This is a genomic window from Tenacibaculum todarodis, assembly GCF_001889045.1.
GTDB lineage: Bacteria > Bacteroidota > Bacteroidia > Flavobacteriales > Flavobacteriaceae > Polaribacter > Polaribacter todarodis.
The window spans coordinates 1,302,600-1,322,549 of the sequence record NZ_CP018155.1 but is presented as its reverse complement, the minus strand read 5'-3'; the positions used below and the strand labels follow the sequence as shown (position 1 = coordinate 1,322,549).

Here is a 19,950-nt window from a genome sequence, read left to right as displayed (position 1 = left end):
ACAATGGAATATTTACCAAATATCTTTTTTGCACTAATTTTAATTGCAGGATTAGGCTTTTTTGCATCAAACGTTCGTAAACTAATTAGAAATATAAAATTAGGTAAGGACATAAATAGAAGTGATAATCAACCAGCACGTTGGAAAAACATGGCTAAAATTGCTTTGGGGCAATACAAAATGGTACGTAGACCAGTTTCTGGAATACTGCACGTTGTTGTTTATTTAGGTTTTATAATTATTAATATTGAAGTTTTAGAAATAATAATAGATGGTTTATTTGGAACTCACAGGGTTTTTTCTGGAGTTTTAGGTGATGGTTTATATGGTTTTTTAATAGGGACTTTTGAAATTTTAGCAGCCTTAGTTTTTATTGCTGTTGTAGTTTTTTGGTGGAGAAGAAATATTACTCAAATCAAAAGATTTTTCAATAAAGAGATGAAAGGTTGGCCAAAGAATGATGGAAATATCATCTTGTATTTCGAAATGGTTTTAATGTCTTTATTCATTATTATGAATGCTACAGATGTTCCTTTTCAGCAAGCTGGAATTGGAAATCCAATTAGTCAATTTGTAGCGCCATGGTTTTCTGGATTTTCTCCAGAAGCATTACATACAATAGAAAAAGGAGCTTGGTGGATTCACATAATCGGAATTTTAATATTCCTTAATTACTTGTATTATTCAAAACACTTACACATATTATTAGCGTTTCCAAATACTTTTTATGCAAAACTAAAGCCAAAAGGTCAGTTAGATAATTTAGCTTCAGTTACTTCAGAAGTAAAAATGATGATGGATCCAGATGCAGATCCTTACGCTGCACCAGCAGAAGGAGCAGAAGATGAAGTACCAGAAAAATTTGGAGCTTCAGATGTAACCGATTTAAATTGGGTACAGTTAATGAACGCTTATACATGTACAGAATGTGGACGTTGTACATCAGCTTGTCCTGCAAACTTAACAGGTAAAGAATTGTCTCCTCGTAAAATTATGATGGACACAAGAGATCGTTTGGAAGAGGTTGGTAAAAATATCGATGCTAATGGAGGAACCTTTGTAGACGACGGAAAACAATTATTAAACGATTATATTTCTCCAGAGGAACTTTGGGCGTGTACAAGTTGTAATGCTTGTGTGCAAGAATGTCCCGTAAATATAGATCCATTATCAATAATTATGGATATGAGAAGATATTTAGTAATGGAAGAATCTGCTGCTCCGCAGGAATTAAATATGATGATGACAAACATAGAGAACAACGGAGCACCTTGGCAATACAGTCAACAAGACAGATTAAACTGGAAAGACGAAGAATAAAATAATTTTGAATTATTAGTTTTTAGTGTTAAGTATTTCTACTTAAAACTAAGAACTCAAAACTTAAAACTAACAAAGATGAACGTACCAACAATGGCAGAAATGATGGCTCAAGGAAAACAACCAGAAGTGTTGTTTTGGGTTGGAGCTGCAGGAAGTTATGACGATAGAGCTAAGAAAATAACACGTGCTTTTGTAAAAATTTTACAACAAGCTAATGTAGATTTTGCTGTTCTTGGAACCGAAGAAAGTTCTACAGGAGATGCTGCAAAAAGGGCAGGAAACGAGTTTTTGTTTCAAATGCAGGCAATGATGAATATTGAAGTGTTAAATGGTTATGAAGTAAAAACAATTGTTACTTGCGATCCGCATTCATTCAATACTTTTAAAAACGAATATCCGTCTTTAGGAGGTAAATATGAAGTTTTTCATCATACACAATTCATAAAAAAACTAATTGACGAAGGTCGTTTAACGGTTGATGATACTAATTTAAAAGGAAAACGATTAACGTATCATGATCCTTGTTATTTAGGACGTGCAAATGATGTTTATGAATCTCCACGTGATTTAATTCGTCGTTTAGGAGTTAATTTAACAGAAATGAAACGTAATAAATCTACAGCTTTATGTTGTGGAGCAGGTGGAGCGCAAATGTTTAAAGAGCCAGAAAAAGGCGATAAAGACATTAACGTTTTACGTACAGAAGATGCGTTAGAAACAAAGCCACAAATTATTGCAACAGGTTGTCCTTATTGTAATACTATGATGACGGATGGAGTTAAATTTAAGGAAAAAGAAAGCCAAGTTAAAGTACAAGACATTGCAGAATTAATTGCCGAAGCAAATAATTTATAATCCTATAATTGTCATTCCCGCGCAAGCGGGAATCTTATTTTTGACACTTTCTACACCAATGCTAAAAAATTACATAAAAGCCGCACGTTTAAGAACCTTACCACTTTCGGTTTCTGGAATTATTACAGGGGCTTTTTTGGCTAACTTTTTAACTTCAGGTGAAAAAAACTACGCAATATTCTTTTTAGCAATCCTAACCACAATCGGTTTTCAAGTATTATCAAACTTTGCAAACGATTACGGAGATGGAATAAAAGGAACAGACGATAATAGAGAAGGAGAAGTGCGCATGGTTTCCTCTGGAGCAATAACACCAAAACAAATGAAACGTGCAATGGTAGTTACAGCGGTTTTAAGCTTATTTGTAGCGTTGTTGTTAATTTTTGTTTCTTTCGGAAAAGAAAATTTCGGATATTCAGTATTGTTTTTTGTGCTCGGAATTGCTTCAATTGTAGCCGCAATAAAGTACACAGTTGGTAATTCGGCTTATGGTTATAGCGGATTTGGAGATGTATTCGTTTTCATTTTCTTCGGAGTTGTAGCAACTGTAGGAACTTATTTCTTGTACACAAAACAATTAAATTATGAGATTTTCTTACCAGCAATTTCAGTCGGATTATTATCAACAGCAGTGTTAAATCTCAATAATATGCGCGATAGAATTAACGATGCAAAAGTTGGGAAAAACACATTAGTTGTCAAAATTGGAAGTCAAAAAGCAAAAACTTATCATTACTTTTTAATTGTTGGAGCGTTGGTCTCAGCAGTAATTTATACATTCTTAAACTACAAATCACCATTGCAGTTTCTTTTTTTAATCGCATTTATTCCGTTGATTTTAAATATGATAACTGTCGGTAAAAATATCATTCACTCAGAATTAGATAGCGAACTTAAAAAAGTAGCGTTAAGCACATTTTTGTTTGCAATTTTATTCGGTTTAGGGCAAGTTATGTAAGAGCAATTAGGTAGAGATTTGTTGTGATTTATAGTTTTTCGTATTTTGTAAAAAAAATATGAATTTAGAAGATTTAGAAATATATCAAAAAGCTAATTCCATCGCGGATAGAATTTGGAATGAAGTTGTTGGGTGGGATTATTTCAAAAAAGATACTGTAGGTAAGTAAATGGTTCGCTCCGCAGATAGTGTTGGAGCAAATATTTCGGAAGGTTTTGGTCGATTTCACTATAAAGACAGATTAAAATTTATTTATTATTCAAGAGGTTCTTTATATGAGACAAAAACGTGGTTAAAAAAATCCAAAAATAGACAGTTGATTGAAGAAGAGCTTTCAAACAGTTTATTAAAAGAATTAGATATTTTAGGAGTAAAGGTCAATAATTACATTAATGTTTTAAGAAAAAACATAAACAAGGAACAAACTAATTACAACAAATAACTATAAATCACAATAAGTTACATTTATATAAAATGAAAGCAATAAAAATTATCCTCGGAATCATAATCGCACTAACTGTAGTCTTTTTAGCAACAGGTTTGGTGGTAAAAGAAACTAAATACACAGCAGAAATTGAGGTTAATAAACCAATTAACGAAGTTTTTGCATTGTTCGATAATCCAGAAACATTAAAAGATTGGATGCCAGAAGTACAATCGATTGAACCAATAGAAGTTAGAGCAGGTAAAATTGGAAGTAGTTATAAAATGTTAATTGAAAGTCAAGGACAAACCATGGAAATGACAGAGAAAATAATGTCTCATGTTCTTAATGAAAAAATGACATTTCAATTCGATTCTGATCAAATGATTAAAACAGACGATTTTAATTTTATAGCAAATGGTAATAAGACTAAAATCGTGCAATACTGTACTGTGGAGGCAAAAAGCTATATAATGTCTTGCATGTTTCCTTATTTTAAATCGGCTTTACAAACGCAAAGTGTTAGTTATATGAACCGTTTTAAAGAGCTTGCAGAAAAGTAAAATTTGGGCGTTCAAGCGGGCTTTCGCTACTCGCTTCACGCCAAAAAGCGTGAGAGCTCAAACAAACCGCTCAATCCCTAACGCGGGCGTACTTGCTAACATACTGTCATTCCTGCGTAGGCAGGAATCCAAACAGACAACAGTATAGATTCCTGCTTTCGCAGGAATGACAGGAAAAATAAAAAATTTGATAACAGCAACCTACAAAAAATACATTCTCAATTTTAAAAATCCAAGCGGAACATCACGCGGAATTTTAAGAACCAAAGAAACCTGGTTTATCATTTTAAAAAAAGATGGTAAAACAGGAATTGGAGAAACTGGTCTATTTAGAGGTTTAAGTATAGACGATATTCCAAATTACGAAGAAAAACTACAATGGATTTGTAAGAAGATCAACCAAGGTTTAGAAAAATTATTACCACAAATAGTTGACTTTCCATCAATACAATTCGGATTAGAGCAAGCCTTTTTATCCTTAGAAAGTAATGATTCTTTTAATTTATTTCCATCGGAATTTACAAATGGAAAAGCGGCAATTCCAATAAATGGTTTAGTTTGGATGGGCGATAAATCTTTTATGAAAACCCAAATAAAAGAAAAGCTAAAAACTGGATTTACTTGTATAAAAATGAAAATTGGTGCAATCGATTTTAATACTGAAATAGAACTATTAAAATCAATTAGAAAAGAATTTTCAGCAAAAGAAATTGAACTAAGAGTAGATGCAAACGGTGCTTTTAAACCTAACGAAGCCTTAACTAAATTACAGCAATTATCAGCATTGGAACTTCATTCAATAGAACAACCTATAAAACAAGGTCAATGGCAAGAAATGGCAGGTTTATGCGAAAAAACACCGTTGCCAATCGCTTTAGATGAAGAGTTAATTGGTGTGTTTTCTTCTAAAGAAAAAGAAAAATGTATTACTACAATTAAACCACAATATATTATATTGAAACCAAGTTTGGTTGGTGGTTTTGCTGGTAGTAAAGAGTGGATTAATATAGCAGAAAAACAACATATAAATAATTGGATAACATCCGCTTTAGAAAGCAATGTTGGTTTAAATGCAATTGCGCAATTTACTTACACTTTGCAAAATAAATTACCACAAGGTTTAGGAACTGGAAGTTTATTTACCAATAATTTTGAAAGTCCGTTAGAAGTAAAAAGCGGAACATTACAATATAATCCAACTGTAAATTGGAACTTTAATTTATAATCATGAATTTCATTCAACAAGCATACAAAGGAGAAAATAGTTGGTTAACCTACGTTGGTACAATTTTATTGGTAATTTTTGGTTGGCAAATAATTGGTATTCTACCTTTATTAGCTGTAGCTGTTACACATTCTGCCGATATGAATGAGTTTAGTCGTGCAGCCGAAAACAGTTTTATGGGCTTAGGAATTAACAGTTCGCTGTATTTATTTTTGTTGATTTTTACCTTTGCAATGGGGTTATTATTTCTGTTTTTAGGTATAAAATATGTGCACAAACGTAGTTTTACATCTTTAGTAACAAGTAGAAATAGCATAGATTGGAAACGTTTTTGGTTCGGATTTATAACTTGGGGAATTTTAGCCGGTTTAATGATAGTTGTAGGTTTATTTTTAACACCAGAAAATTATACCTGGAATTTTAAAGCAGTTCCGTTTTTTATATTATTAGCTGTTTCGTTGTTGTTTTTGCCCTTTCAAACAAGTTTCGAAGAATTGTTGTTTAGAGGTTATTTTATGCAAAGTTTAGGGATTTTGGTTAAGAATAGATGGTTCCCTTTAATCTTTACTTCGGTAGTTTTTGGATTAATGCATGGAGCAAATCCAGAGATTGATAAGTTAGGTTACGTTGCATTTGTTTTTTATATAGGAACTGGACTTTTATACGGAATAACAACATTAATGGATGAAGGAACAGAGTTGGCGCTAGGTTTACATGCGGTAAATAATATTGTAGCAGCATTTTTTGTAACTACAGATTGGACGGTTTTTCAAACCGATGCTTTGTATATTGATACTTCTGAGCCTTCAGTAGGTTGGGAAATGTTTTTTCCTGTTTTTGTTTTGTATCCATTATTATTGTTTGTCTTTTCAAAAAAATATGGGTGGACAAATTGGAAAGAAAACCTATTTGGTAAAATAGAAAAGCCAAAAGAAAATTTACAAAATGACCAATATAGTTTAATTGAAGATACTTATTAATTTAATCTGTCATTCCTGCGAAAGCAGGATTCTTCTCAATGAATAAAAATAATTTTCATAAAAATTTTAAGTTAAACGGAAAATCATTTACTTCTGTAAATGAACTCCTATCTTATGTGAGAATTAATGAATCTGCATCCTATTCATTTTTATTTAATTGGTTTTCTTCAGATGAAATTCCTGTACAAACTTCAGGTTCTACAGGTAAACCGAAAGTAATTCAGTTGAAAAAAGAGTTTATGTTAAACTCAGCTTTAGCTACTGGTGATTTCTTTGAGTTATTTGAAAATACAACTGCTTTATTGTGTTTGTCTCCAGGTTATATTGCTGGAAAAATGATGTTGGTTAGAGCTTTAACTTTAGGTTGGCAATTGGATATTGTAGCGCCAACTTCCAAAGTTAATATTAATAAAGAATATAATTTTTCTGCAATGGTACCAATGCAGGTTCAAAACTCTTTACTTGAGTTGCATAAAATTAAAAAACTAATTGTTGGTGGTGGCGTTGTTTCAAAAGAACTACAAATGAATATGCAGCATATAAAAACTGAAGTTTTTGCTACGTATGGAATGACAGAAACAATTACACATATAGCGGTAAAAAAGCTAAATAACTTTTCGTTATTGCGAGGAACGAGGCAATCTTTTTATCAAGTTCTCCCAAAAGTTAAAATTTACATTGACGCAAGAAACTGTTTAGTTATTCAAGCTCCAAAAGTATCGAAAGAATTGGTTGTTACAAATGATGTTGTTCAGTTAGTTTCTGAAAATCAATTTGAATGGCTAGGGCGTTTTGATAACGTAATCAATTCAGGCGGAATTAAATTGCATCCAGAGAAAATAGAGGAAAAGCTATCAGAAATTATTACCCAACGTTTTTTTGTAGCTGGAATCCCAGATTCAACTTTAGGAGAAAAATTAATTCTTGTTATTGAAAATAATGTCACTTCGAACGAAGTAGAGAAGTCTTTATTATTTAAAATAAAAAATCTAGATTCGCTCTCAAAATATGAAGTTCCTAAAGAAATTTATTTTGTAGATACATTTATAGAAACTGAAACAAAAAAAATCCAACGTACTAAAACATTGGATTTAATTGTATTTAACTGACAGTTTTATCTATTTATATCGTAAAATATTCCTTCATCAAATAAGTTTTGTATTTCATTTTTGCCTAAACTGTAAGTTTCGGTAGTATAATTTTTGTCTTTGTCAATGTCAGAAATCCCGCTCTTTTTGTCGGTTTCATAATTATTTTGAATTACATAAATGGAGTCTTTACTTAGAGATTCTATTCTTAAAGTTGAGTAATATCCAGATTCCTTATTCTTAAATTCTATTACATCTCCTTTTGCTGGGTTTAAAATATAGTTTTCTACATCTTTATTATGTTCTTTAGCAGAATATATGGCAAATGCAATTAGTAGTGCAATAATAGCCAAGCCAGACCAATACCAAATTGGCGTTTTTGTGTTTCGCTTTACGTCTGCAGAAGCTTGTCTAAGCTTCTCGTTCATTCCTTTAAAGTCAGTTGTTATTTTACAGTTTGTACATTCAGAAAACACTTTTTTACCCATTGGAAATACCGGAATCCAATATAAATAACCATATTGCCCATAAACAGAAACATTGTGGTTTGTAATCTCGTTACAGTTGTCGCATTTTATACCTCCTTTTCTTTCACTATTAAGATGAGAACCTTTTGTTCCGTAAAATATCATAAGCTAATTTTTATAGTTTGTTAAATATATAAGAATTGTTTGAAAATGAAAAATCCAACGCTATATAAACGTCGGATTTCAAATTAATTAATTTATTATTTCTATTTATTCTCCAGAATAGTGCTCTTGAAAATGAGAAATACTATCAAAAGGTAAAAACATATATTTATGTTCTTTATAGCCTTCTTGAATTTTTACTTTCACATAACCATCTTTAACTTCTTTAACTGTTCCGCTTACTGTTCTATTGTTTTTAGTATAAAAAGTGTAAACATAATTGCTGTAATTTATATTATTGATAACTTTTATTTTGTTAAATAAAATTGCGTTTGGGTGGTTGTTGCTCTTTAAGTTTAATTGTGTTTTTATGGGTTTGCCGATTGGTTTAAGTTCAACTTGACTTAAAACTGGAGAGATAGCAAATAGTGCAATTGCAATAAATGTGTAGAATGATTTTGATTTAAAATTGAATTTTTTCATAATATCTAATTTTGATTTAGTTTAAAAATATAGATTTATTTGTTAATATCCTTGAAAACCAAGCTAATTCCTTTGAAAAACAGTGTTTTAACTATTTTTTAATGGTTTTTATTTTTAGTAAAAAAAATAATCCAACGAATAGTTCGTTGGATTATTTAAAATATATTGTTGTAAGATTTTAGTTGGCCATAGAATGATACACATTTTGCACATCATCATCTTCTTCTAATTTTTCTAATAATTTTTCTACATCTGCTTGTTGTTCTTCCGTAACTGTTGTTGTTGTGGTTGGTATTCTTTCAAATCCAGAAGATAATATTTCAACTTCATTTTCTTCAAAGAAAGATTGTATTGCGCCAAATTGTTCAAACGGAGCATAGATAATTATACCTTCTTCATCGTCAAAAATTTCTTCAACTTCAAAGTCAATTAATTCTAGTTCTAATTCTTCCATATCAACAGTAATATCCTCCTTTTTTACGGTGAAGTTACAAGTGTGATCAAACATAAAAACTACAGATCCAGAGGTTCCTAAGTTTCCATCACATTTGTTAAATGCGGCTCTTACGTTGGCAACGGTTCTATTGTTATTGTCTGTGGCAGTTTCTAAAAGTATTGCAATTCCGTGTGGAGCATAACCTTCAAACAAAACTTCTTTATAATTTGCTGTGTCTTTATCGGTTGCTTTTTTAATGGCGCGTTCAACATTGTCTTTTGGCATGTTTGCAGCTTTTGCGTTTTGCATAACTGCTCTTAAGCGCGAGTTTGAGTCTGGATTTGGGCCACCTTCTTTAACAGCCATAACAATGTCTTTACCAATTCTAGTAAATGTCTTTGCCATTGCCGACCAACGTTTCATTTTTCTTGCTTTCCTAAATTCGAATGCTCTTCCCATTTCTAAATATTATTTTTAATTCTTGTCTTTTTATAATAAAATGTTAATCAATATGTTTGAATAACATGTGTGTTCCTGTTTTTTTATATGTCTCAATAGCTTTTTTATGATTTTTTTCAAAAGTTTCAAGATCGGTTCCTTTAGATATTCCGAAAGAATAATGATATTTTAAAATATCTAAATTATTACTTGTAATTACCTTATTACCAGAGTTGCAATCTGATAAAATATCATAACAAGGTAGTTTCGTGGTTGTATTAAAATAACCTAAAGATTTAAAAAATTGTTGTTTTAAATAATTAGCATTAATTTTTTTATCAATATTATTATATGTTATAAGGTTTAGCTCCAGTTTTGAATCATATATTTTATTGTTTTTCCAAAAAACATAATAATCTACATATTTATTTTTAGAAAGTTTGTTTGAATATTTATAAGTGTTCAGGCTATCTATTTGGTAAATTATGTAGTTAGATTTTTCAAGTTTATCAACAAATGAAATTGTTAAAGAGTCTACTTGGGATGATAGTATATTTGCTGTTTTAATTATTTCTTTTTTATAATAATCATCTAAAGATTCTGAGAAAAATATTTTAATCGGTTTTCTCCAAAGTCTCATGTAATGCTTTGTTTTTTTGTCTGTTTTACGGTATTTTTGATAAACAACATCTTTGTATAGTTCTAAAAAAGTAGAATCTTTAGGTTGATATTTAACAGAAACCCCTTCTTTATAAAACTCTTTACCACTTATTAATATTAAAGTGTCATTACCTCTGATTATAGAGTTTTCTAAATCTTTTTTAGTGAGTTGATTGTTTATTAATTTCTTATACTCTTTTATTGTAGTATATGCTCTTCTTGTTTGTTTTTGAGCAATGCATAAATTTGCTGTAAAAAGACAAAGAAGTAATATTAGTTTCGTTTTCATAGTAATATTTTCTTAAACCTGTAAAACTCCCATGTTAAATTTCTTTTCAATCGGAGCATTATTTGCTGCTTCAATTCCTATAGAAATCCAATCTCTAGTCCTTAACGGATTTATTACGCCGTCTGTCCAAATTCTTGCAGCTGCATAATATGGAGAAATCTGATTGTCATAACGAGATTTTATTTTGTCAAATAATTCAGCTTCTTTTTCAGGAGTAATTTCTTCGCCACGTTTTTTAAGCGAAGCAGTTTCAATTTGTAATAAAACCTTTGCAGCTGAATTCCCACTCATTACAGCTAGCTCAGCACTTGGCCAAGCTGCAATTAATCTTGGGTCATAAGCTTTACCGCACATTGCGTAATTACCAGCTCCATAAGAATTACCAATTACAATGGTAAATTTGGGTACCACAGAATTACTAACTGCATTTACCATTTTAGCACCGTCTTTTATAATTCCACCGTGTTCCGATTTACTTCCAACCATAAACCCTGTAACATCTTGTAAAAATACCAAAGGAATTTTTTTCTGATTACAGTTAGCGATAAATCGTGTGGCTTTATCTGCCGAATCATTATAAATTACACCACCAAACTGCATTTCGCCTTTTTTGGTTTTTACTAATTTACGTTGATTGGCAACAATACCAACTGCCCAACCATCAATTCTGGCGTAACCTGTTAATATAGTTTTCCCGTAGCCTTCTTTATATTGTTCAAACTCAGAATTATCAACCAAACGTTTGATAATTTCTAACATATCATACTGTGCGTTTCTTTCCTTCGGAAGAATTCCGAAAATATCATCTTCGTTTTCTTTTGGTGGAAAAGATTCTTTCTTACTAAAACCAGCTTTGTCTGAATCGCCAATTTTATCAACAATAAATTTTATTTTATCTAAAGCATCTTTGTCGTCCTTGGCTTTATAATCTGTAACTCCAGAAATTTCGCAATGTGTAGTTGCTCCACCTAAAGTTTCGTTGTCTATTGATTCTCCAATAGCAGCTTTAACTAAATAGCTTCCTGCTAAGAAAATACTTGCTGTTTTGTCAACAATTAGCGCTTCATCACTCATAATTGGTAAATAAGCACCACCAGCAACGCAACTTCCCATAACAGCAGAAATTTGAGTAATTCCCATGCTGCTCATTACAGCGTTATTTCTAAAAATACGTCCAAAATGTTCTTTGTCTGGAAAAATTTCATCTTGCATTGGTAAATAAACACCCGCAGAATCCACTAAATATATAATTGGTAATCTGTTTTCAATAGATATTTCTTGGGCACGTAAATTCTTTTTTCCTGTTATCGGAAACCAAGCTCCAGCTTTTACAGTTGCATCATTGGCAACAACAATACATTGTCTACCTTTTACATAACCAATTTTAACAACAACACCACCAGAAGGGCAGCCGCCGTGTTCTGCATACATTCCTTCACCAGCAAAAGCACCAATTTCTATAGATTTTTTATCAGTATCTAATAAGTATTCAACACGTTCACGCGCAGTCATTTTTCCCTTGCTATGATGTTTGTCAATACGTTTTTGTCCGCCACCAAGTTTTACTTTGGCAAATCGTTGTCTTAAATCTGATGCTAAAAGCTTATTGTGATCTTCGTTTTTGTTGAAGTTTAAATCCATAGTTTAGTTTGTTTGCGAGTGCTAAAATAAGAAATTTTTAACTGTAAGAACTAATAATTTGAGCAACTGTAGTTGCAATTTTTTTATACTTTTTTTGTTTTTCTAATCTTGTTGGTTCGGCTGTTCTTTCTTTACAATTTTCTACAGCGCAAGTTTCACAAGTAACACCAACTAATTTTTTTTCAAAGGTGTCTTCTTTAAAGAAATTAAGTTTCTTTTTGAGGTTTGCGGATAGTAGCATTCCTATACTTACACTTCTATTTATCTCTTCTTTAAAAGGGTCTGTTGTTGCTGATGATAAAACTAGGTATTCGTTTTTTTGATTAACATAAGAAGATATTTGTACTCCAAATGTTGGTCTTTTCTTGGAGTTTTTTTCTAAGTCTTTTATTGTTTTTATAGAAATCCACCTTCTGCAATAATGGTCATTATTTCTGTTTGCATGTGGGGCTTGTTGTTGTGTTATGTGTAATTCTTTGTTTAGTCTAAACTCTGGTGAGTTTAATTTATGGGTAAAACGCAAGAAAAATAGGTTTTTTATATTGAAGTACTTTGGTAATATGTTTGTTAAACGTTGATAAAAAGTTTCATGAGAACAATTAAAATGTTTAATTATTTTATGTAATTCTAGAGGTTTCCATTCTTCTAAAGAAAAGAATTGTGTTAGTTTTTCGGTTAAAGATTTTCTTGGAATAATTAAGGCACCAGCAAAATAAGAGGCAATAAAGTTATTTAAGACCTGGTCAAAGTTTTCAAACTTTATCCAAGGAAAAGTAAATAGTCTGTCGTTAATATTTAGAAAGTTGTAAGCTAATTCCTTTGCATAAATAAAAGTTTTTTGTGCTTCAGAAATAGTGCTGTCTATTAAGAGTATTTTCTTTTGAGGGATAAATATGTTTCTTAATTCTCCTAAGTTATCATGCTTTCTTAGTTCTTTATCATTTATTGTATAGCCGTATTCTTCTATTAAAATGTCTTCTAAATCAGTAGAAGTTATTCTTTTATTTAGGTTTAAATGATAAGACTCTGCAAATTTTTCTACATCAGTTTCTATATCTTCAAAATAATTACTGTGTGCTTCTTGGTAAGAACGTAATGATGCTAAAAAGAAACTTTCTCGGGTTAGGTTGTAGTTTTGGGCAATCTTAATTATTGTACTTATAAAAGCATTTACTTTTGCTGGTGCGTTAGCTACAATGTCAATTAAGTTGTTTTCTTTAATGCCAAATAAGTCTAGTGGAATTTCCTTTAAAATTTTCGATTGCAAAATTTCTCCAATTGGAGCAAGGTTTTTATCTAGTTTTAGAGAGACTAAATTATCATAAGGAACATCTAGTTTTTCAGAAAGAATGATAATTTTATCTGTTTTTGGATATTTTTTTCCTTTTTCAATTTCGTTTAAATACGATTTTGATAAGCCTGATAATTTTGATAAACCGAATAAAGATAAATTCTTATCTGTCCTTATTTGTTTAAGTTTTAAGCCAAAAATCAATCTAATGTACTCGTCTTCTATAATCATATTTCAAAGGTAGTCAATCTTAGCGAATATTAAAATTTTATCTTTTTTGTAAAATTTAGCGAACGTTCGCTTGTGGCGTTCAAAAATATTTTATATCATTGTTGTGTAGAAATTAATAAAACTTAAAAAATGGAACAAGCTACAGCATTAAAAGAGATGAAATTCGTAGGATTTTCTCAAGAAGAGTATCAAAGTGTTTTAACTTTAGAAGCTAAGATTTTTTTGGTTGAATTACATAACAAGTTTAATTCAAGAAGATTAGAGTTGATAAAAGCAAGAGAAGTCTCGCAAGCTTTTTTTGATGCAGGGAATTTTCCTTCTTTTTTAAAGGAAACAAAAGAGGTAAGAGAATCTGATTGGGTTTGTGCTCCTTTACCTGAAGATTTGTTAGATAGGAGAGTGGAAATTACAGGTCCTGTTGATAGAAAAATGGTTATAAATGCATTAAATTCTGGCGCAAAAACTTTTATGGCCGATTTTGAGGATAGTAATTCTCCAAACATCGAAAATAATTTAGGTGGTCAAATTAATTTGCGTGATGCAATTAATAAAACCATTTCATTTTATAATGAGAAAAAAGATAAAACATATTCTTTAAATAAGGATACTGCAACATTATTAGTCCGTCCAAGAGGTTTACATCTTAATGAAAAACATTTATTAGTTGATGGAGAAGAAATGTCGGGTTCTTTGGTGGATTTTGGATTGTTCTTTTTTCATAATATTAAAACGTTACAGGAGCAAGGTTCTGCAACTTATTTCTATTTGCCAAAATTAGAGCATTATTTAGAGGCTCGTTTTTGGAACGATGTATTTGTATTTGCTCAAGATTATTTAAATATTCCGCAGAAAACAATAAAAGCTACGGTTTTAGTAGAGACAATTACAGCGAGTTTTCAGTTAGATGAAATTATATACGAATTAAGAAATCACATGGCTGGTTTAAACTGTGGTCGTTGGGATTATATTTTTTCATACATCAAAAAGTTTAGAAATCATAAAGGATTTATGGTTCCAAATAGAGATCAGGTAACAATGAACTCTCCATTTATGAAAGCATATTCTTTATTGGTTATTCAAAAATGTCATAAAAGAAATGTGCATGCAATGGGCGGAATGGCGGCTCAAATTCCAATTAAAAACGATGAAGAAGCAAACAATGCGGCTTTTGCAAAAGTGTTTAATGATAAGGAGCAGGAAGTTAAAAATGGTCATGATGGAACTTGGGTTGCGCATCCGGGTTTGGTAAAAGTTGCAATGGATGTTTTTAATAAAAATATGCCAACTAAAAATCAAATTCACATTAAAAGAAGTGATGTAAATGTTACTGAAAAAGATTTGGTTGAAATGCCAAAAGGAACAATTACTGAAGACGGAATTAGAAAAAATATTAATGTTGGAATTCTATATATAGAAAGCTGGTTGCGTGGAAATGGAGCAGCGGCTTTGTATAACTTAATGGAAGATGCAGCAACTGCCGAAATATCGAGAACGCAAGTCTGGTTATGGCTTCAGAATGAAATTACAATAGATAGTGGAGAAACTTTTAATTTAAATAATTATGAAAAAATCAAACATCAGGAAATTGAAAAAATTAAAAATCATGTTGGACAGGATAGATTTGATAATGGTAAATTCAAAAAAGCAATACAGTTATTTGACGAGCTTGTTTTAACCGATAAATTTGAAGAATTCTTAACGCTATCAGCATATAGACAGATTTAATAAAAAAAAAGTGTCTCGCAACTACGGCAATAGATTACGAGACGTAATTATCAAAATATAGAAACCTTAATAATTAAAGCAAAATTATGAAAAATTTAGCACAAACAAATTATAGTTCAGCATTAGAAACAGTAAGAAACTTAAAAGCAAAATACGGCAACTCTTGGAATGCAATAAATTCTGAAAGCGCTGCAAGAATGGCAACTCAAAACCGATTTAAAACAGGTTTAGATATCGCTAAATATACTGCGGCTATCATGAGAAAAGATATGGCAGAATATGATGCAGATTCATCAAATTATACACAATCTTTAGGTTGTTGGCATGGTTTTGTTGCCCAGCAAAAAATGATTGCAGTTAAAAAACATCATAAAACTACCAATAAAAGTTACTTGTATTTATCAGGTTGGATGGTTGCGGCATTACGTTCGGAATTTGGACCATTACCAGATCAATCAATGCACGAAAAAACGGCAGTACCAAGTTTAATTGCTGAGATTTATGACTTTTTACGTCAAGCAGATGCAATTGAAATGAATGATTTATTCCGAAGAAAAGAAAACGGAGAAGATGTACAAGATCAAATAGATAATTTTGAAACGCATATAGTTCCAATTATTGCAGATATCGATGCTGGTTTTGGTAACGAAGAAGCAACCTATTTATTAACTAAAAAAATGATTGAAGCTGGTGCGTGTGCAATTCAGATTGAAAATCAGGTTTCTGACGCAAAACAATGTGGTCATCAAGATGGAAAAGTAACCGTTCCGCATGAAGATTTTATAGCAAAATTAAATGCAATTCGTTACGCATTTTTAGAATTAGGTGTAGAAGATGGAGTTATTGTAGCGAGAACAGATTCTGAAGGAGCTGGTTTAACTCAAAAATTACCAGTTAGCCAAGAGCCAGGAGATTTAGCTTCTCAATATTTAGCTTTTGTAGAGGCGGAAGAAATTGCAATTGATGAAGCAAGAGAAGATGATGTTTTATTAAAAAGAGATGGTAAATTGGTTCGTCCGGTAAGATTGCCAAACGGTTTGTATAAATTTAAAGATGGTTCTAATATTGATAGAGTTGTGTTGGATTGTGTTACAAGTTTACAAAATGGTGCCGATTTATTGTGGATAGAAACACCAACGCCAAACGTAAAGCAGATAGCGCATATGGTAAATAGAGTTAAAGAAGTTGTACCAAATGCAAAGTTGGTTTATAATAATTCGCCTTCTTTTAACTGGACATTAAATTTCCGTAACCAAGCTTATGATGAAATGTTGTCTCAAGGAGAAAACATGTCTGAATACGATAAAAATAATTTAATGGATGAAATGTATGACGGTTCAAAATTATGTCAATTAGCAGATCAAAAAATTAAAACATTCCAAATTGATGGAGCAAGAGAAGCTGGTATTTTTCATCACTTAATTACATTACCAACTTACCATACAACAGCATTACATATGAATGATTTAACCGAAGGTTATTTCGGAGAAGAAGGGATGTTAGCTTATGTAAAAGGAGTACAAAGACAAGAAATTAGAAAAGGAGTTTCTTGTGTAAAGCACCAAAGAATGGCTGGGTCAGATTTAGGAGACGATCATAAAACTTTCTTCGCTGGAGATAAAGCATTAAAAGCCGGAGGAGAAAACAATACTTCTAACCAGTTTGAAGTAAAAGGAAAGAAAGTAGCGGAAGCTGTAGTTTAATAAAAGTTAATTCTATTTCGGTAGAATGCAATTCCCGCGGTTGTTTTTTAGTTGTTTGTTTAAATAAAGCGGGAATTTTTATAGTATAAATTTACAGAAATTTAGCTGTTTGTAAATTTAATTTGAAGCGAAAACACCACTATTTTTAGTGGTGTTTTTATTTTTTATTCAAACAGATGTAACAAATCATGTAAAAAAGCAACATATATCTATAGAAATGTTGTTATAAATTAAATTTTTTAACGAAATTGCTTGTCTTAAAATTGTTCAATTAAAAAAACTACACAAATATGTCTGATGATTTTGATTTATTAGAAACTAACACAAACGAGAAAACTGAAAAAGTTGATGTAAACTGGGGGAAAGCTATCGATACGATGAAATCTAAACTGTCTCAAGAAGAAGACCCACAAAGACGTCAAAAAATATTAAACGCAACATTAGATGATGTTGTACATATGGCAGAAAAAGACAGAACAACACTTTTAGATGCTATTAAAGACTTAACAGATTATCAAGATGAAGTAGGAATCATTTTTGAGAAATTCTCATCTTTAAATCCAGAAGAGCAAAAAATTATTGACGATGCTCAAAAAGCATTAGAAAGAGCAAGAATAGAATTAGAAGACGCAGAGAATAAACCAGATACTTGGTGGAATAATCTTTGGGGACGTAAATCTAAAATTAAAAAAGAGCAAGCGCAGTTTAAAGAAGCAGAAAAAGTACGTGCGGGAGCAGACAATAAAGCAAAAGCTAAGTTTCAGCAACGTATAGAAAGTGCTGATGTGCAAACATTATTAAGTGAGCTTTCATACAAATCTCAAGCTGCGGTTACACGTTTAAAAAACCGTGAAGTAGAAATTAAAGAAGTAGAAGAAAAGCTAAAAGATGCAATTGTAGAAGCATCTAAAAATCATACTAAAGCTTTAGAGAAAAAAGCAGAAACAGAAGCTAAGTTAGAAGAGCAGTATGCTCTACTTAAACAAGCCCGCCAAGCTTTAGAAGAAGTTGCAGATAAGCAATCTGCTGAGTATTCAGAAGCATTATCTAAAGTAACAACTGTAGAGCAAAAAGTAGAAGAGTTAGAAGGTCTTAAAAATGCTTATACAACCCTTGCTGCGTCTAAAGATAGTTTTGTACACAAGCATAATTTAACCATTAAAGTATTAACTTCTTTACGTTCTAACTTACAAACACATAGGGCAAAATTAAAGTCGGATACTGATGAACGTTTGAAGTATTACGACGGTTATGTTGTTGCGTTAAAAGCAAGAACAGATCAAGAATTTGCGGCAATTTTAGAGCATTTAGGTGTTAAAACAGATGAGCATATTGGTGAAACTTTAGCATCTATGCATTCTGCAAGTGCAAAAGCGCGTCAAGAAATGATGGATAATATTCCGGTTCACGAGAAAGTTATGCAAGGTGTGTATAGCACATACGCAGAGGCTTTGCATGAAATTCGTGCAAAAGATTCTAAGATTCAGGCAAACTTTGCAGAGCGTTATGGTATCGATATGAAAGAGATTTTCGAAGACTATTATAAAGCTGATGGAGAAGCTCCTTCAGGAGATGGTGAACCGGCAAAAGATCCAAAACCAGAGTCTAACGACGACGATTTATTGAGTTAATATAAAGTTAATGGCGTTTCCCCCGCCCAAAAGCGGGGGTCAGGCTTTACATTATATCTTTTTCTGAAAAAGAAAAAGGATGTCATTTCAATCCTTAACGCGAACAAATTCAACCTTAAATTTTTGTTATGAATCATTTTTTAAACAAAAAAAGCTTAATGGTATTTTTAGGTTATACTGCGTTCTTTACTATTGTTATACATTTTGTTATGGAATCTAATAATATTTTGAAGACGTTGCCTTGGGGTTTAGCAATGGCTGTAATTCTATTTATTATTTATTTTAAAAAATAGTTCATATTAAAATGATTGTAACACCATTAGATTCTGCAACTTTAGATTCCAAAGAGCAATATGTCTTTTATCATAAAATGGTAGATTTTGCTTTAAAGGAGTTATTGGTAAATGTACAACGTCAAGATTTGTGCAATCAGCAAGAACTTACTTTTTTCAAGCAATATTCAGACTTGTTATTGTACTCAATCGAGGCAATGCGTGTAAAGTATATGTATGACGAAGAAGATAATATGAAAGTGGATTTAACCGAGTCTGGTTTTCCTAATTATCTTGAATTTAGGTATTTATATAATGACTTAGGTTTAAAAAAAGAGTTTTTATCAAAACTAAACGATTCCTATTCTATAAAAGACGAATTTTTAGACACGCTTTTAAGAAAAAAGCAACCAATTAAAAGAAGTCGCTTATTTCAAGCAGCTTCAATAGTATATTATTCGTCTGTAAATCAGCAATATATTTACAACAGATTTGTGCAAGGGAAGATTTTAAATTCACCAGACAGTATTTCTTCAAAATATATGACAAGCTGGAGTTTTTACGATGTTTCGCATAACAGACCGTTTATTTGTTTTATGTATTTTGATTATGATGGAAAAGACATCAGTAAAGATAAATCAGAATTATACCGAGTTTTAAAAGAAAGTGCCGATAGAGAAATGTCTTTAGATACAATGGCGTATAATATAGATAGAAAACTATCAGATATTTTTCCGAAGCATATAAAAAGAATCGATTTAGGTCCGCTGCATAATGTATTTGCAAAAGACGAAAATGAAATTACACACGCAATTTTAGAAGGAATTGCTAAGAAGGAAATTCCGTTAGAAAGTTATGCGTTGTCTCTTAAAATAGATGAAGTTTTCTCTGGAGATACGTTTAAAGAAGGTGGTTTTTTTACGAAACAAACCATGCAAAAATGGAACGAAGTAGAACAAAAAAAGTACGTTTTTGCACCACACAGAATTATACAATTATTGCATAATAAAACTCCTGAAGTTTTGAATAAACTCACAAAAGAGCCAATTCAGATTTCAGGCTTAAAAATTGATAAAAGATAAAGTTGGCAGTCACAGTAGCAGTA

At 31.3% G+C, this 19,950-nt stretch carries 19 protein-coding genes; 13 read left to right on the top strand and 6 right to left on the bottom strand.

What is annotated here, in order from left to right; all coding sequences use genetic code 11:
* Positions 1-3: 3 nt before the first annotated feature.
* The 8 genes from LPB136_RS06000 to LPB136_RS05965 all read left to right on the top strand — a co-directional run bounded on the left by LPB136_RS06000 (position 4) and on the right by LPB136_RS05965 (position 7,437).
* Positions 4-1,320, top strand: coding sequence for a 4Fe-4S dicluster domain-containing protein (locus LPB136_RS06000; protein WP_072555256.1), 1,317 nt, complete (start codon positions 4-6; stop codon positions 1,318-1,320).
* Positions 1,321-1,398: 78 nt separating this feature from the next.
* Complete coding sequence (locus tag LPB136_RS05995) at positions 1,399-2,178, top strand: (Fe-S)-binding protein (protein ID WP_072555255.1); 780 nt, start codon at positions 1,399-1,401, stop codon at positions 2,176-2,178.
* 58 nt (positions 2,179-2,236) lie between these two features.
* Positions 2,237-3,136, top strand: coding sequence for a 1,4-dihydroxy-2-naphthoate octaprenyltransferase (gene menA / locus LPB136_RS05990; protein ID WP_072555254.1), 900 nt, complete (start codon positions 2,237-2,239; stop codon positions 3,134-3,136).
* Between the two features lie 169 nt (positions 3,137-3,305).
* On the top strand, positions 3,306-3,578 hold the full coding sequence (locus tag LPB136_RS05985) for a four helix bundle protein (RefSeq protein ID WP_204218384.1): 273 nt from the start codon (positions 3,306-3,308) through the stop codon (positions 3,576-3,578).
* A gap of 32 nt (positions 3,579-3,610) precedes the next feature.
* Entirely contained in the window at positions 3,611-4,123 is a 513-nt protein-coding gene (locus LPB136_RS05980) for an SRPBCC family protein (RefSeq protein WP_072555253.1), read from the top strand.
* A gap of 166 nt (positions 4,124-4,289) precedes the next feature.
* Positions 4,290-5,348, top strand: coding sequence for an o-succinylbenzoate synthase (locus LPB136_RS05975; RefSeq protein WP_204218382.1), 1,059 nt, complete (start codon positions 4,290-4,292; stop codon positions 5,346-5,348).
* Positions 5,349-5,350: 2 nt separating this feature from the next.
* Entirely contained in the window at positions 5,351-6,328 is a 978-nt protein-coding gene (locus LPB136_RS05970) for a CPBP family intramembrane glutamic endopeptidase (RefSeq protein ID WP_072555252.1), read from the top strand.
* A gap of 38 nt (positions 6,329-6,366) precedes the next feature.
* Positions 6,367-7,437 (top strand): AMP-binding protein, encoded by a 1,071-nt coding sequence (locus LPB136_RS05965; RefSeq protein ID WP_072555251.1) that lies wholly within the window; start codon positions 6,367-6,369, stop codon positions 7,435-7,437.
* A gap of 5 nt (positions 7,438-7,442) precedes the next feature.
* Here LPB136_RS05965 and LPB136_RS05960 read toward each other — a convergent pair whose 3' ends face one another.
* The 6 genes from LPB136_RS05960 to LPB136_RS05935 all read right to left on the bottom strand — a co-directional run bounded on the left by LPB136_RS05960 (position 7,443) and on the right by LPB136_RS05935 (position 13,514).
* Entirely contained in the window at positions 7,443-8,048 is a 606-nt protein-coding gene (locus LPB136_RS05960) for a hypothetical protein (protein WP_072555250.1), read from the bottom strand.
* 105 nt (positions 8,049-8,153) lie between these two features.
* Complete coding sequence (locus LPB136_RS05955; protein ID WP_072555249.1) at positions 8,154-8,528, bottom strand: hypothetical protein; 375 nt, start codon at positions 8,526-8,528, stop codon at positions 8,154-8,156.
* A 178-nt stretch (positions 8,529-8,706) separates the two neighbouring features.
* Positions 8,707-9,423: a YebC/PmpR family DNA-binding transcriptional regulator gene (locus LPB136_RS05950; protein WP_072555248.1), complete on the bottom strand. Its 717-nt coding sequence runs from the start codon at positions 9,421-9,423 to the stop codon at positions 8,707-8,709.
* Positions 9,424-9,466: 43 nt separating this feature from the next.
* Entirely contained in the window at positions 9,467-10,351 is an 885-nt protein-coding gene (locus LPB136_RS05945) for a hypothetical protein (protein WP_072555247.1), read from the bottom strand.
* 12 nt (positions 10,352-10,363) lie between these two features.
* On the bottom strand, positions 10,364-11,992 hold the full coding sequence (locus LPB136_RS05940) for an acyl-CoA carboxylase subunit beta (RefSeq protein WP_072555246.1): 1,629 nt from the start codon (positions 11,990-11,992) through the stop codon (positions 10,364-10,366).
* Positions 11,993-12,029: 37 nt separating this feature from the next.
* Positions 12,030-13,514, bottom strand: coding sequence for a helix-turn-helix domain-containing protein (locus LPB136_RS05935; protein ID WP_083426189.1), 1,485 nt, complete (start codon positions 13,512-13,514; stop codon positions 12,030-12,032).
* A 129-nt stretch (positions 13,515-13,643) separates the two neighbouring features.
* On the opposite strand from LPB136_RS05935, the gene aceB reads away from it, so the two are divergent.
* The 5 genes from aceB (at position 13,644) to LPB136_RS05915 (ending at position 19,927) form a co-directional block, all read left to right on the top strand.
* Positions 13,644-15,239, top strand: coding sequence for a malate synthase A (aceB, locus tag LPB136_RS05930; protein WP_072555245.1), 1,596 nt, complete (start codon positions 13,644-13,646; stop codon positions 15,237-15,239).
* A gap of 86 nt (positions 15,240-15,325) precedes the next feature.
* Positions 15,326-16,942, top strand: coding sequence for an isocitrate lyase (locus tag LPB136_RS05925; RefSeq protein ID WP_072555244.1), 1,617 nt, complete (start codon positions 15,326-15,328; stop codon positions 16,940-16,942).
* Between the two features lie 290 nt (positions 16,943-17,232).
* Positions 17,233-18,573 carry a coiled-coil domain-containing protein gene (locus tag LPB136_RS05920; RefSeq protein WP_072555243.1) on the top strand — a complete coding sequence of 447 codons (1,341 nt, stop codon included), beginning with the start codon at positions 17,233-17,235 and terminating at the stop codon, positions 18,571-18,573.
* A gap of 128 nt (positions 18,574-18,701) precedes the next feature.
* A complete protein-coding gene (locus tag LPB136_RS14000; RefSeq protein ID WP_158009610.1) occupies positions 18,702-18,866 on the top strand; it encodes a hypothetical protein in 165 nt (54 codons plus the stop codon).
* 11 nt (positions 18,867-18,877) lie between these two features.
* Positions 18,878-19,927 carry a hypothetical protein gene (locus tag LPB136_RS05915; RefSeq protein WP_072555242.1) on the top strand — a complete coding sequence of 350 codons (1,050 nt, stop codon included), beginning with the start codon at positions 18,878-18,880 and terminating at the stop codon, positions 19,925-19,927.
* The last annotated feature ends 23 nt before the right edge of the window (positions 19,928-19,950 follow it).